The 14,151-nt window shown below is 45.9% G+C and carries 16 protein-coding genes; 4 read left to right on the top strand and 12 right to left on the bottom strand.

Annotation, left to right across the window (positions count from 1 at the left end; translation table 11 throughout):
* Nucleotides 1-59: 59 nt before the first annotated feature.
* The 4 genes from G8768_RS20600 to G8768_RS20585 are packed head-to-tail and all read right to left on the bottom strand — an operon-like array spanning nt 60 to nt 3,156.
* On the bottom strand, nt 60-1,295 hold the full coding sequence (locus G8768_RS20600) for an isoprenylcysteine carboxylmethyltransferase family protein (RefSeq protein WP_166843581.1): 1,236 nt from the start codon (nt 1,293-1,295) through the stop codon (nt 60-62).
* A gap of 14 nt (nt 1,296-1,309) precedes the next feature.
* Entirely contained in the window at nt 1,310-2,446 is a 1,137-nt protein-coding gene (locus tag G8768_RS20595; RefSeq protein WP_166843580.1) for a zonular occludens toxin domain-containing protein, read from the bottom strand.
* Nucleotides 2,447-2,450: 4 nt separating this feature from the next.
* Nucleotides 2,451-2,783: a DUF2523 family protein gene (locus G8768_RS20590; protein WP_166843579.1), complete on the bottom strand. Its 333-nt coding sequence runs from the start codon at nt 2,781-2,783 to the stop codon at nt 2,451-2,453.
* 4 nt (nt 2,784-2,787) lie between these two features.
* Nucleotides 2,788-3,156 carry a virulence factor TspB C-terminal domain-related protein gene (locus tag G8768_RS20585; RefSeq protein ID WP_166843578.1) on the bottom strand — a complete coding sequence of 123 codons (369 nt, stop codon included), beginning with the start codon at nt 3,154-3,156 and terminating at the stop codon, nt 2,788-2,790.
* A 313-nt stretch (nt 3,157-3,469) separates the two neighbouring features.
* Between G8768_RS20585 and G8768_RS20580 the strand changes: the two genes are divergently transcribed.
* Entirely contained in the window at nt 3,470-3,769 is a 300-nt protein-coding gene (locus G8768_RS20580) for a hypothetical protein (protein WP_166843577.1), read from the top strand.
* A 276-nt stretch (nt 3,770-4,045) separates the two neighbouring features.
* Nucleotides 4,046-4,525: a hypothetical protein gene (locus tag G8768_RS20575; RefSeq protein WP_166843576.1), complete on the top strand. Its 480-nt coding sequence runs from the start codon at nt 4,046-4,048 to the stop codon at nt 4,523-4,525.
* A 539-nt stretch (nt 4,526-5,064) separates the two neighbouring features.
* On the opposite strand, the gene G8768_RS20570 is transcribed toward G8768_RS20575, so the two are convergent.
* The 4 genes from G8768_RS20570 to G8768_RS21395 all read right to left on the bottom strand — a co-directional run bounded on the left by G8768_RS20570 (nt 5,065) and on the right by G8768_RS21395 (nt 6,335).
* Nucleotides 5,065-5,310, bottom strand: a complete 246-nt coding sequence (locus G8768_RS20570) for a major capsid protein (protein WP_166843480.1) — start codon at nt 5,308-5,310, stop codon at nt 5,065-5,067.
* Nucleotides 5,311-5,375: 65 nt separating this feature from the next.
* On the bottom strand, nt 5,376-5,627 hold the full coding sequence (locus tag G8768_RS20565) for a hypothetical protein (RefSeq protein ID WP_166843575.1): 252 nt from the start codon (nt 5,625-5,627) through the stop codon (nt 5,376-5,378).
* A 96-nt stretch (nt 5,628-5,723) separates the two neighbouring features.
* Nucleotides 5,724-6,026 carry a hypothetical protein gene (locus G8768_RS20560; protein ID WP_166843574.1) on the bottom strand — a complete coding sequence of 101 codons (303 nt, stop codon included), beginning with the start codon at nt 6,024-6,026 and terminating at the stop codon, nt 5,724-5,726.
* Nucleotides 6,027-6,149: 123 nt separating this feature from the next.
* Nucleotides 6,150-6,335, bottom strand: a complete 186-nt coding sequence (locus tag G8768_RS21395; RefSeq protein WP_166843610.1) for an excisionase family DNA-binding protein — start codon at nt 6,333-6,335, stop codon at nt 6,150-6,152.
* Between the two features lie 187 nt (nt 6,336-6,522).
* Between G8768_RS21395 and G8768_RS21390 the strand changes: the two genes are divergently transcribed.
* Nucleotides 6,523-6,786: a helix-turn-helix domain-containing protein gene (locus tag G8768_RS21390; RefSeq protein ID WP_371315430.1), complete on the top strand. Its 264-nt coding sequence runs from the start codon at nt 6,523-6,525 to the stop codon at nt 6,784-6,786.
* A 387-nt stretch (nt 6,787-7,173) separates the two neighbouring features.
* Nucleotides 7,174-9,252, top strand: a complete 2,079-nt coding sequence (locus G8768_RS20550) for a hypothetical protein (protein ID WP_166843573.1) — start codon at nt 7,174-7,176, stop codon at nt 9,250-9,252.
* 321 nt (nt 9,253-9,573) lie between these two features.
* Here the strand turns inward: G8768_RS20550 and G8768_RS20545 are convergent, their stop codons facing one another.
* The 4 genes from G8768_RS20545 to G8768_RS20530 all read right to left on the bottom strand — a co-directional run bounded on the left by G8768_RS20545 (nt 9,574) and on the right by G8768_RS20530 (nt 14,106).
* Nucleotides 9,574-10,014: a hypothetical protein gene (locus tag G8768_RS20545; protein WP_166843572.1), complete on the bottom strand. Its 441-nt coding sequence runs from the start codon at nt 10,012-10,014 to the stop codon at nt 9,574-9,576.
* A 396-nt stretch (nt 10,015-10,410) separates the two neighbouring features.
* Complete coding sequence (locus G8768_RS20540) at nt 10,411-11,280, bottom strand: dienelactone hydrolase family protein (protein ID WP_243749645.1); 870 nt, start codon at nt 11,278-11,280, stop codon at nt 10,411-10,413.
* A gap of 269 nt (nt 11,281-11,549) precedes the next feature.
* A complete protein-coding gene (locus G8768_RS20535) occupies nt 11,550-12,575 on the bottom strand; it encodes an alpha/beta fold hydrolase (RefSeq protein ID WP_166843570.1) in 1,026 nt (341 codons plus the stop codon).
* Between the two features lie 28 nt (nt 12,576-12,603).
* Nucleotides 12,604-14,106, bottom strand: a complete 1,503-nt coding sequence (locus G8768_RS20530) for a serine hydrolase domain-containing protein (protein ID WP_167202813.1) — start codon at nt 14,104-14,106, stop codon at nt 12,604-12,606.
* Nucleotides 14,107-14,151 lie beyond the last annotated feature (45 nt).

Raw genomic sequence — 14,151 nt, 5'->3', positions numbered from 1 at the left:
GTGGGAAAGTGGGATTTATGTCGGTACGTGTTTTACAGTGCAGAGCACCCCCCTATTTATTAACGTGTTACAAGGACGTTAGCCGCTGGAAGGCGGCTTTTGGCTGCCGCCAGTAAGCCGCCTTTCCAGCGGGAGCGGATCTCCAGCGAGTACCGAACATAGGTAAAGTCTGTGGAAAGGTGTTTTTCTTCCGTCTTGGCCCGCAGGTAGTAAATGCCATTAAGCATGAGCAGACCCAGGCAACACTTGAGCGCCTGTTCCCAGTCAACCACCACCACAAACGGCACGGAGATAAACCACCAACTCAGGTTCTTACAAAGGTATGCTGGATGCTTGATGTAGCGGTAAGGCCCTGAGGTAATGATTCCCCGGTTGGTCAGGTTCGAAAAACGCAACCCAAAGGCCACAGTCGCCATCGTGTACACGGTTGTGAGCGCAATGATTACGAAGCCCCACAGATACATTACGACAGGCTGATCGGACAGCCACTGATGCCAGGTCAAGCCATTGCCATACTTAACGTAGTAACTGGAAACGAATGACCAGAACGGTTGATAGCAAGCGAGAGCAACTGACCAACCCAACAAAGTAGTCTGAGCCGTTCTGATGTGGGCACCAAACAGTTTTAGTGTGCACAGGTAAGCAACGACCACAAAGATTAAATCAACGTAATACAGCAGCCCTAAGGCGATATCAAAGAGCTGTAGAAAGGTTATGGTATCGACGTCAATCGATATGGACCGTATCCATTCAATTTTCCCCAGTGCATAAATGTACATCAGCGGGTAGAAAAAGCCTTTCACAGCCCACCCTAAAAAATGGTGCTTCAGCTGCTCCGCATTCAGATGGCTGCAATCACCAAGTATGGCCATACCCAGCGAGTAGTAGCCATCCTTAGTGTTATCAATGTGTTTAACAACGAAGCCAATATAAAACGGCAAGGCGATGATCAAGAACTTTCCATAATCATGGCACAGCTTATAAAACGGATCGTAAAATGTGCCGGCGTACTCAGGCAGCAACCAATACACAAAAGCCACAGTGCCGACAGAAATTAGAACGCCAATACACCGAGGGAAAATTTCGGTAATGCGCTCTACTCGATCAACCGGCTTTTCGATTCTGGGGGCATTTAAAAACTCGCTGATTGCCATGGGTACAAAGAGAACAAAAGCCACGACCTGTAATACGCGATCATTGGACAGCTCGGTAAAAGCGATCTGCAGGTAAAGCACGACTGAAGAGAGGATCAAGGCAAACAGATTAACGCGAATGTCTGAGGCTGATATAGGCATGGTATCCCCCAAATCTATTGGCCTGATTTCAGGTTTCTATAACGAGTTCGGTCATTCAGAAAGAAGGTTTGCGGATGCCTACGGCGATATTCTTGTGCAGCAAGTTGACCTTGGCTTGGTTCGGAATCATTGCGAGAAGAACGTCGATAGCCTTCTCGTGACTCTTGATCAGGATCGGGCTTTGTCACATCGAAAAAGCCGCCAGCGACAATTGCCTTGCAAAGCATCTCGTTCACATTCATACGAGTCCCCTGTTGCGAGAAGCAATGACAGCCTTTCATTTTGTCTGTGGACTCTGGGCGGTCGTGGTCGCTCCATTTCACGCAATTGGGCTTTGGATAAGTAACGGGTTGCATTACATCTCGATAGACCGGAGCGGTCCAGGGCATCCCCTCAAGCTCTGGCGTGTAGGACTCCGCATAAGTCAGATCTGCAGGGTCTTTGACAGTCGCAGGCGATGACGCGGGATCAGCAAAGCCCTCATTGAATTGCTGCTGATTGGGTGCCGTGGGTGGCTGCGGGGACAGCTGGACGTATGTGTAATAAACCATGCCGATACAGAGCACTATTGCACCGAGAAGCAAGGCGATACGACCCTTGGGGTATTGCGTGGTATGCGTGTGTTGGTCAGCGGAGTGATATTTCCCGAAATACTTTTTATCCAATTTACATAATACGGTGTTTGCCGTTTTACGCTCACTGGGTGAATTGGGGTTATCGCAACATCGCGCCCAGACAAAACGATTGACCGCAGAGCTTCCGAAAATTCTATCGTAATGATGATGTTCGTTGATCAGCCCCTTAATGAAGGGATCCACCTGCCCTGAGATTTTCTGGTTGATCAGGATAATGTCCATACCCTGGTGGCGATGAGTGGCGAGCTTTTTAACGTGTTCCGGTGGCTTTTTTGAAGCATGGCGAACGGGAAAAACATTATACGCCTCATCAAATATAATCACCGAGCCAGAAGGAAGCTCTGGCCAATTAAACGCCTCTTCTTCAGTCAGTTCTACCCAGCCAAACGATTCATCGAGATCCTTGATGCCAAAATAATAAATCGGTCGATCTTTGAATTGCTTGGACTCATTAACAAACTTAATAGTATTCAGGGTTTTGCCCTGCCCGGGTGTGCCGGTAACTTGATAAAGCATTTTACTATTCCTTGTTTTGTCCAAAGATCAAACGGTTGTACGCCCCTCGAATCTGACGAATTGAGAGTGCAGCCGCATACGCTGAAATAATGATGTTTGCGCAATCGAAAAAGCCGAGCATGTCAGCAACAAAATACGCATCGCCAGACACTGAATTGAGAGCCTGCTCAAAATAACTTGTGACGCGACTGGATGCCGTTTCAATGGCAGCGAAAGACAGAATGAAGATCCCAAGGGAGGTAATGGTGCGCATGATCAAATGAGCAACCAAAGCGCGAATTAAAAAAGCGGCCAGTGTCGGTAAGACAGCCGCACCGACTATTGCGGGTAATGGCATAACGTTAACCCTCTGTTAAAGCTCTGAACAAGATATGGAAGGCTGTGACGTAAGCAGCCAGATAAAGAAGCATTGAGATAACTTCGAGAAGCGTACAAACGTGCTTAACATCAATTGAAATTGACGCCCCCTTGTAACTGATCGGCGAAACGGGGAAGCATTGATCGCTTAGAGCACGGCCGCCAATGGTGGCTGGCACTAAGCCATTAAACACTTGGTTGATGTCTTGATCCGCTTCCTTGGTTCGTTCTTTGCCAAGAAAGTTTTCTTCCAGTTTTTCGTCATCGTCCAGCTCTTCAGCCTTAAAGGCTTTTTCAAAATCAGAGAGCTTGACCTCTTCACCACAAAGTAAAGTGTGCTGCTGAATAAGCATTTCACACTGGACCGTTCCGCCAACACATTCGGGTGGAGCTTCAGAGTCACACTTGCCACCTTTAGCCCCCTCACCCTGGCAACGAGTTTTCCAAGTCTGCAATTGAATGCCACACATGATTGGATCACCGTCGCCGCACTTTGGCGCTTGCTCGCAAGACTCACCACCGCCACCCGCACCACTGGAATCACCGCCGGATGAATCCCCACCCGAAGAGTCACCACTGCCAGAAGAAGAGCCAGCAGAACCCGGGCACTTAAATTGATGGAAGCGAGAATTGGAGCAATCAGCATCATTCGGAAAGGGATCGGTGTTGTCTGGATCACCGTCGCAATCGGCATCATTAGGACAGCCACCGGATGAACTGGTTGTTGAGCTGGTCGGTGGCGTTCCTGAGCTGCTGCCTGAAGAGCTTGACGTTGTGCTGGAACCGCTGGTGGTCGATCCGCTTGAGCTTGTTGACGATGAGCTTGTTGAACTGCCAGAGGTAGAGCTGGATGAATCCGGATTGGTTGGACAAGTTGCCAAATCCCAAACAGGGACACCACTGCCGGGGCAAATTTTTGGCGGGTTTCGATCACAGCTTCCGTTTAGCGGAGGCCAGCCATCCTGACAAATATTTGGGATTGGGCAGCTATCGCCGAAACATTCATCGTCCGGAGGGCAACGTCCTGAAGCGTCTGGCGTAGCACCGCCTGGACAGGTATATACAGGCCCGTTGTAATCATCACCAGAACTTGAACCCGAACTGGTGGAACTGGAGCTTGACGTCGAGCCGCTTGAGTTTGAACTGGAACTTGATGAGCCAGAGCTTGACGTTGTGCCGCTTCCTGATGAACCACCATTACCACTGGTGTGACCGCTGCTTGATCCACCACTGGTTGATGATGTGCCAGTACTCGATACATCACCACTGCTGGATGAACTTGTGCCAGAGGAACCAGAGCTGCTACTGGATGAGCTTGTGCTGCTACCGGTTGAGCTTCCGCTGGTTGTTGATGAGTCATCGCCAGACGTACTGCCGTCACCATCGCCAGAAGAACTGCCATTGCCAGAAGTGCTGCCGTCACTTGATGAGCCGCCATCACCTGAACTTGAGCTTGAAACGTCGCCACCGTCACCAGAACTTGAACCTGTGGAACCACCGCCACTGGTAGAACCTGATGACGTACTTGTGGTTGAGGTTGTGCTAGTAGACGAACCCGAAGAACTCGACGTTGTGGAGCTGCTGGTCGTACTTCCTGATGTGGTAGAACCTCCTGAAGTACTACCATCGGACGATGAGCCCGTTGTACTTGATCCACTGGTTGAGCTGCCAGAGCTGGAAGATGTTGACGACGAATTGCTGGGGCCAGGACATTTAAATTGATCAAAGCTGCTGCTACTGCAATCCGGGTCATTGGGGTGTGGATCGCTGTCGTCGGGATCACCGTCGTTATCATCGTCGGAATCCTCACTGTCAGGCTCGCCGTCACCGTCGTTATCGTTAGCACAACGGCCGGTGGTCTCGTGAGCCTGGCCAGAGGGGCACGTTGTGCTCCAGGGGCAGTTCGTACTGGTGATGGAGATTAACGACCCGTTCGGCCTTTTCTCGTAATCAACCTTACTGCACGAGGTTTGATAATCCTTACGACTGTCGCCACCAGAGCAAAACGACTGGCAAAACTCATAGGTGCCATGAACCTCTAAATAGATTTCGTCATAAGCAAAAGACCGGGTTGAACCGACGAGAAACAGCAGAAATATAAGGGCCGAGAAAAAGCGCTTTGGAATTAGGTTATTCATGAGTCGAACAGGATTTTCATTCCTGTGAGCCAAACGAGAAGGACATACATAGAAAGCATTGGAAGGCCCCCTTAAAAAATCCTCCGCCCTTAACGGAGACGTAAGGGCGGAGGCAACGGGCGATTAGCGCTTAACCAGACCGTACAGAGAGCGGCCAACCAAGAAGGTCACACCAAAACCCAGCATGGCGACAATGATGGTTTCAACAATGCCGATACCTGCGGTGATTTCCGTGGTCACAGCCGATGCATCGATAGCCGCATTCGCGCTACCAGCAGCAACCGCAGTACCAGCAACCAGGGCCAAGTGACCCGCTTTACGACTTGCGTTTTGGGCCATATTGCGGCCCTTTCTCAACAGTTTTTTCATGGGTGAATACCCCTCATTTAGTTTGAAAGTAAATGCACTTTGTGTGCTCTTTTGCCCGATATTCACTATTCTGTTTTTGTATTTTTAAGCAGTCCCATAAAGTTCTTTCCCATCCAGCACACCGCTAAAAAGGTGGCGGTTGCGGCCATGATGGCAGCGAGTTCAGTCGCCTCCAGTTCTGGGAATGGTGGTGGGACTTGTTCAACCACTTTGGAAACCAACTCCGATTCGGTGATGGTTTGCAGAGTGCCTGAGCACTTAACAACGTTTTTGTTTGTCTTGGTCAATGTGCCGTTGCAATAGAGATAGCCAGGCATAATGTTTTCCGATGTCTACCGCGCGTTGCTTGCTGGATCGGTGTTCGGTTTGAAAGGCCGGTACGGCTGGCCTTTCAAATCCGCTCCACCCATCAATTAACTGGCCTTGGATGTTTCACGAGCCGGGCGAGCGACTTGGATACCGACGCAGTGCTGCCCCATCTTCCCGCCACCAGCTTTTTTAAGGCGTACCGAGATCACGGCATCAAAGGGATACTTGGAGGCGTTCATATCCTCGTACACCTTTTCATCACAGGAGACCTTCATAATTTCAATGCCCTTTGCATTTTGTTCGGCCTCGTTTTCCACGTGTTGGCCTACATATAAAGAAGCGAAGACTTGGCCTTCCATGCGAGCGATAGAGCCGCCGTACACTTGAACATTCATTTGCTGATTCATAGCGATTACCTTTGTGAGTGACTACCTAAGCTTTTCAATCCAACCGGCAGTGTTAGCTGGATCTGGGATTTAAGAAGCGCCGCCCAGAGGTGTCCCACACACCAAAGCCCAGGCAACGCCAAATCATGAATCGGTGTAATGCCCCGATTCGAAGAACTCTTTTCCGGCTTTTAATTCGTCTTGAAGCAGACTGAGATTGACGAGGCGCTGACGGCCTATCTTTACGCTAGGCAAAGTGCCTGTTTGCACCCAGCCCCTTACGGTGTCCTTGGTCGTACCACAGTAGGTGGCGAACTGTTCCTGTCCCATTACCGGTGGCAAAACCGACAATTGAACGGGCGTCCTGAAGTTGTTATCCATTTCAAAGCCTTACATTGTTTTGCACTCGCACTAGGTTTGTTATGCTAGTTACTGCACAGTGCTACAAATTCATCTGTGCGTAAAATATTACCGCGGCATATTTGTACGCGCAATATATTTACGCGAGTAAATTTTAATGATTGCAAGTCGTTTAATAGCTTTAATTAATGTCACATGCCCAAACGAGAGGACCAAATACAAGGACTTCAGCGAGGCCACTGGGATAAAGAAAGAAACTATTAGGGCTCTTTGTAACGAAAGGCAGAAATTCAACACTGACCATTTACAAGCCATAGGCGATGCGTTCCCCCAATACAAACACTGGCTGGTGTTTGGAGAAGAACTGCCAAAGTCGGGGCAAATTAGCCCATTAACAGAAAAGATTCCGACTACAGGATAGGTACGGAAACCGCATATAAAATCAACAAAAAATGGTTTGAGCGGAATCGTAGTTAAAAACTACAGGATAACTAAACGAGAAGTTCACGGAAACGAGTGATTAGCCCAAAGCATTAACACTCAACAGGATGTACTAACAATGGATTATACTGTATTAGTCGTTGCTCTAGCAGCGATAGCATACTTCTACCTTAAAGACTTCAACAACAAAACACTGCCCCGACGTAGTAGGTTGCTGAAATCATGGAAGAAGAAATTGAGCACAAACATCAAGAAAAGCAAGATTCTATCGCTCTTACCCACCTTCTATTTACCCCAATCTTTTTAAAAATATAGAAACACAAAACTCTACCTTTAAGAAAAATATGCCAGACTAATAAGGACTGTTATGAACATTGAATCACTATCGCGACTGATCGAAGGAACTGACGTGTCGACATTTAGAAGCTTGGTTACAATGATACTGCCGCTAATCGGGATAAAAGATGCAAATTATTGCGACGGGCCATACGACGGAGGAAAAGACTTCAACATTGTAAAAAACATTGGTCAAGGCATTGAAATTGGAATACAAATTTCCGTCGAGAAAAACTGGCAAAAGAAAATAATGAATGATGCGGCCAAACTGAAATCCAAATATAACGCAAATGTTATGTATTTTATATCCAGCCGGAGAATACCAGAGGGTTCGTTCGAACAGATAAGAGAACGCATAATGTCAGAACAGGGAGTTGCTGTAACCAAGTATGACAACCAAGCAATTGCGGGAAGGCTAATTAATAACGGGGAAGTCAACAACGCTCTCTTACAACTTGGGATTGACACAAAAACCGAAAGCCCGACAGGATCGAACTATTTAAGCGCTAAAAACGAAGCCGTATCTTCACTACTACTTTTCAATAAAGACTCACAAGACCTTAGAGAAAGATTTTTCGAATCAATTTTAAAGTCACACCTTTCAAGGCTTGAATTCTGCAAAAGAAACACTCTTATAGAGGAAATAAAAAACCACTACAATTTCGACAACAATCAAGCTATCAAATTAAAATCCAGCATTGACAGACTCTTACAAAAGTCAGAAATTGTAAGTAAAGGAGGAATTCTCCGCCTTTCACCTGAAGAACAAAAATTATACTCTGGACTCAGACAAACAACAGAGCTAGGATTAAGAACATTAGAATCCGAATTTAGTCAAAAAGTGAAAAGCCTATCACTAAACATAGACAAAGACACTGAAGACTTGCTACTAAGAAATTTTCTAGATTTAACCATACACCTATCAAGCAATGAATATAGCATCTATGAAAAAAGCACCGAAAATAACATTGCCTATAAATCAATTAAAGAAATAATCTCATCAAAATTTGGGCATGATAACTCTCAAGATATATTCTCGTCATTATCCGAATTTTTCGCGCAAAATGAATTCACCAAACATATTGCCTGCTCAAAATTATACGAAGCTTTCCTCAATACGAACTCCAGCCACTTAATCAATGCTCTTGGGGGAACTGAAAGTCTAAATGTATACATAGATTCATCCGTCTTCATCCCTATAATTTGTGGACTATTATATGAAAGTGTCGAAGACAGATACTCCAAATCGGGCGCCTCACTATACAAACTGATATCAGATCATAAATTTAATGCCATTATTCCTTCCGACTATATTGAAGAAGTAGCAAGTCACTTAATTGAAGCGTGCAGAGATTACAAACACATTGTAGAAACAGATATTGATCTTTCTCATTCTGGAAATGCTTTTGTTAGCCACTACTCGACCATAAGACAAAGCGGTAGGGCTATATCGTTCGAAGATTATGTGAAGGTCTTTGGTATTAGATTAAACCAAATTTCAGAGAACATGGAAGACAAATTATTCTGGAAAATACGAGATCGAGCGTCTTCGGAAATTTCCAAGATATCCGCAAAATATGGATTCACAACCGAACAATACCATGTTGAATATTTAGAATCGAAAATTAATCATTTTCAAGATTTTCTCTACTCCCACAATATCAATAGAGCGGCAATACTTGTAAGGCACGATGCCAAAGTTATTGCCTATCTTTCTGGAGACCAAGTACCCTCGGGGTTTGTTAAAGTACTCTGCACTTGGGACAAAGCCCACTCCATGTTAAACCCAGAAGGACTTGACGGTTATTTTGTTATGCATCCAGTAGCGATAATAGATTATTTATCACTAGCATCCGGAAACTCAAACTCAACAGGTATCTCTCACTTACTTGATTTTGCCTCATTGCAAGCAGATAAAGACTTAGAATTGAGCGCGAAAATATGGGACGCCATAGCTAAAATAGAGAAAGACAATTTGTCAGATGCTGAAATGATGACCAAGGCTAAGAATTTTCAAGAACATTATCTCAAGAAGTACGCGAATGATGAAGATGCAATGGAACAACTTGATGAGAGAACCGCAACCGAATGGATGTCATGGCGCGCCTAGTAGGATGACGCAATTCTGACTAAGAATGGCACAACATCAAAATTAATATTAGATAGTAATGTAGTCGATAAAAACAGCCCACTCAGAGTGGGCTGCCAGGACAGTGAATCGCCACTAGACCCTCACCAGTCAAACTTTATCTGAATAGTGGCTATTGAGATTTTCAAAAAACATTTCACGAACGTTTGCTGTGTTTGAGTGTGTAAATATGTGCGTCCACCATCACCTAACCCATTGTTTTAATTAGATTATGGAGTTACGAGCATTAAGTACGATTTTTGAAAACTGCTTTGTAAGAATTAGACTACTAATAATTTTAAACTAATCCACTACCGCCTTGATATCTTCAACTAAATCATCAACATTAAAACTCATAGCGGAATCAGGAAATTTACTTTGGGCTATGATATTGGCAATCTCTTGTACTAGGTTTCTAGTAGAGATCGTGAGCTCTTGCTTTGAAAGATCCAGTACCATATCAGATGAAAGATAATCCCTCATAAACATGCAATTTCTCAATTCTTTTTGACTTCCCCCCAAAATCATAATGTGAGACCCCACCCATTTAGGCTTTTGTCGCACCAAGAAATGCTCAAAGCCCTCGGGAACAACTATGCATTGAAGAGTCAAAATTATATTATGTACGTTCTTAGAATACAGTTTTCCCGAAAGGGCACCATTAACTTTATCCACGATAGAATTATACGAAGCTATGTATCCAACCAATGTAGAATCGATTTCAAAGTTTACAATTAAATTCATAAGTTAATCTAAACGTCTAGGTTATAGCCTGGCTACTGATTCTATTGTAGTGATATATTTTAACTCTTTATACTTTCCACGCTTTCTTCTCGGCGCATAGAACTCATTCAAACTCATCCCTCAACCAGAGGACTGAGACGACAAGGGTACAACACTGGATTCATAACATTTTTCCCTATAAAGGCACCACCAAGAAGTTCGAAATATTAATACCGGGGGCGTTCGAAAGAACATTTCACGAACACTCGCTGTGTTTAAGTGTGTAAATATGTGCGCCCGCTATTACTTAACCCATTGATTTCATTAGACTATGTAATAGCGAGCACTAGACACGATTTTTGAAAAACCGATATAGCTCATTGGGCCAGATTAAAAACTTCAAAATCACACAGAAAACTACGCTAAAGCGCCTTTAAACAAATGGAGAAGGCGAGCCCATGCTCTTTCCGCTTGCTGTTCGTGATAGCCATGAAAATCCGGTGTGCACCAGCCGTGCAAGGTACCTTCATAGACCTCAATTTCAACGGGAATACCCGCGTCATCGTAGGCGGCTTTTATGATGTTTTTGGTTTCAGGTGATCGTTGGTCATCGTTTTCAGCAACGGCATGAAACCCGGGTGCTGAGGATTTTGAGATAAGCAGATGCGGGCTATTGGCGCCATCGGTAACCATGCTTCTGCTGCCGTGGAATGAAGCCACAGCACCAACACGATCTGGAACGGCCGCTGCCGTCAGCACGACAAGTTCGCCTGCCATACAGTAGCCGAACGTACCGATTTTACGATCCACATCGACACTCGGCTGGCCATCAAGAAAGTTGATATAGGCCTTCGCATCGGAGCTAACAACTTTCTCAGTCAGCTTCCATGCCATGTTTCTTAACGTATCCATGATCTCGGGATCACTAAAACTCGCATCGGGTGCGACCACTGGCGCTTTAGCGTCTCGATAATATGGATTGACGACCAAAACTGAGTAACCCGCCTCAGCCAAACGCTTGCCTATAAGCTCATAGACTGGCCGCAAGCCTTTAATATCCGGCCACAAGAGCACACCTGGGTGCTTGCCACTGGAGGGATGCACAAAATAGCAATCAGCAATACCATCGGGTGTTGTTACCTCAACGCGCGTTTCTGTCACTGCACCCGCATAGGCAGCCTTGGGCAACACGGCTGCTATGAAGGCTGCAACACCCAGCTTATTAAACCCCCTCCTGTTTATTTTCCCTTCATTTAACAGGTATTGCTTAGCGTCTTGTTCGGTCATTTCATCACACATAGTTATGCCTATTGATATATTTGGCCTTGATTATTCGATTATTTATTAGCAACACTCAAAATGTGCATTGAATACACTTAAGCGATAAAGAAGACCAAATTTACGCGCAAGCTACAACGAGGCTGCGTTGAAACGTTTTGAGCGTGTGATAAAACGCATACTGGAATTTTGGATTGAACTTTCACTACTCATGGATGCCGAGCCTTGTCTCCTGGGAAATGACGTGTCGTGACATTTTCAGGAAGCCCGGAAACCTCTCATATCTCAGGGGGTGAATCTGAACCCAGAAACCTGATCACGATTTCTGCAAACTTGTCCGGCTCCTCTGCCCAAGTCCAATGCCCGGTTTTTTCAAGAAACTCCAGCCGGCCTACTCCTTCCGGCAGCATTTTATAGAATCGATACGCCATTTGCGGGGTGGTTTTCCAATCTATTCTCCCGTTAAGGATCAATGTGGGGACATTAAAAGACTTTAATGTCTCTTTGTTAACGACGATGTCTTTTAAGGTGCCTGTAATTTCAACCTCAGGATCATTGCCGGCTATATCCCTATAGACCTCAATATTAAATCGATCTCTTTGATCTGTTGATCGATACTTCCGTAGCTTGGCTCTGTTTTTAGGGTCATGCCAATCCGATACATTCCCCATTTTTCGATCATAAAAGGGCTTCGAATACTCCTTCTCGCTGCTTAGAACCCCTTTCGCTCTTATTTTTTCCAGCGCTTCCCATTCCTGAGGGAAGAAGGTGCGTCTCAGGTATTTGGCCGCATCCACGTTCATTTGCTGACTGATGCCATCGGCTGAAGCACTCAACATAATCAGTTTTTCTACATTCTGCGGATATTGAATGGCGTATTGCAGAGCGGGAATACCGCCATAGGAGTGCGCGGCTAATACGATTTTATTCACATCGAGGTGCTTTCGGAGAGTTTCGATATCCTGGACTGTAATTTTCGGGGAAAACGTTTCTGGAATGTTTCGAGTTGATCGGCCTACGCCGGTTTCGTCAAAATAGACAATCTTGTAATTGTAAGGTTTTAAGAAATCCAGCGCCCCCCAGAACACTGTTCTGCTGGCGCCGGGGCCGCCATTGATCATCACAACCGGAGTACCAGCCCCCTCTTCTTCGTAATATAGTTTCCCAAATTTACTGGGGATATAGCTGCCTTGGCCGTAAGGCTTTGGAAGTTGGTCGGAGTTTGCGCCTGCTCCTGGGGATGCTGAAAGCATGGGCAAAAATAAGACAAGGGTTAAAGCGAGCAAGCTCAGTTTATCGTTCATGATTTCTCTCAATATTTGTAGGTGGTGGCTATTGCTGCGGGATAAGTTGAATTGTGTAGGTTTTGCTTTTACCGATAGTTGAGCTGTAGTGATCGGCATCGCCGTTGGCAAGCAAGGTGCGTATCCCCACTTTGTTGACCATCAGCAATCGATCTCCACGTTCAGAGGAATAGGCATAAATGGGCCAATCTGTTACAGGCTTTCCGTTGGCGTTAAATTTATTTAGCCACCGGGTAAAGGAGGTGCTTTCATTGGCGAGATAACACTGATCATCCGTACACTTTATTTCGCCTGATCCATTCGATTCGTCAAAGCTGGCTTTGTATCGTGCTTGTGATTTGAGGTCCCTTGCTTTTGCGCTATCCAGATACAAGCTAGCCAGGCTATAGGCCATTTCATCTATCGCAGAAACCCAGCTGGCATTTGATAGAATGGCGATACTCAATGCCTCTTCGGGATAGAGCACGAGTATTGAACGTGCTCCCGGGGTTGAGCCCGCATGGTGGTAGACCTTTCTTCCCTGAAAGTCCTCACCCATCCGCCAGCCAAAGCCAAGCTGATATTTAGCTGTGCCAACGGCTGTTCCTGCGGTGGTATAAGTCGGTGAAAACAACAAGGCTTTCAATGCAGGGTTACGGTGGCTTCTGTCGATCACCTGGTATCCGAACTGCGCCAGATCGGCCGCCGTGGCGGATAGGCCTGCTCCAAAAACACTGTATGACTTTTCACCGAATTCTTCTTCACTGGCACCACTGGATGACAAGGAATAAAGTTTGGAAGTATTTGGAGCCAGATTTCGAATATCTTCGATAATGGGCGTTTTTCTGCCCGTCCAACGCGCTACAAAAGCTGGCAAGCTTTCAGATAGCGACATAGTCGAAATTGATTCTTGCACTGCGCCAGCCAAGGTATAGCCGTGACTTGAGTAGTGGTATTTTTCACCCGGACTGGAAAGCAGGTTCCTTCCTTTCAGTGTGCTTAGAGCCTCTATTGCAGAGTCATAATGGCGCTTATAAAGGTCGTAATCTTTTGCCTGGTAATGGGGCATTCCTGAAATATGCGCTAACAGCTGCCGGGTACTTATCGGGTGATACTTTCTATCCAGCTGGGGCAGGTATTCGCCAATTGGCGCATCTGGCTTGAGCTTTCCTTCCATAGCCAGTTCGGCAAGCATCGTCGCCCCAATGATTTTAGACACGCTCGCCAACCTGAAAATGCTTTCTCTGTGGCTCTTCTCTTTCTTTTCAAGATTCGTAAACCCTGATGAGACAGAGGCAACGGTGCTGCCTTTGTGAACAACGGCAACTGAGTATGCGGGCACTCCGGTCATCTCGTTCAAACGGCTAAGCAATTTGAAAAGCTCTTGTTCGTATTGGGATCGTTGGGATTGCTCATGATTGCTGGCATCACCGTTGCTCGCTTGAGCGTGAGTGGGCCATACAAGCACCAGTAGTAAGACTGTGAGTAATTGTTTCATATCGTGCTCCTTTTTTTGGAGTAGAGCACGAAGCCCCTCAAAGCAAGCAGTCAAGAAGGGTCACGAGAGGTTATTAATGGTTATCGGCCGTCTAATCGA

This window comes from Pseudoteredinibacter isoporae (assembly GCF_011602085.1).
Lineage (GTDB): Bacteria > Pseudomonadota > Gammaproteobacteria > Pseudomonadales > Cellvibrionaceae > Pseudoteredinibacter > Pseudoteredinibacter isoporae.
This window is presented reverse-complemented; position numbering and strand designations above follow the sequence as displayed.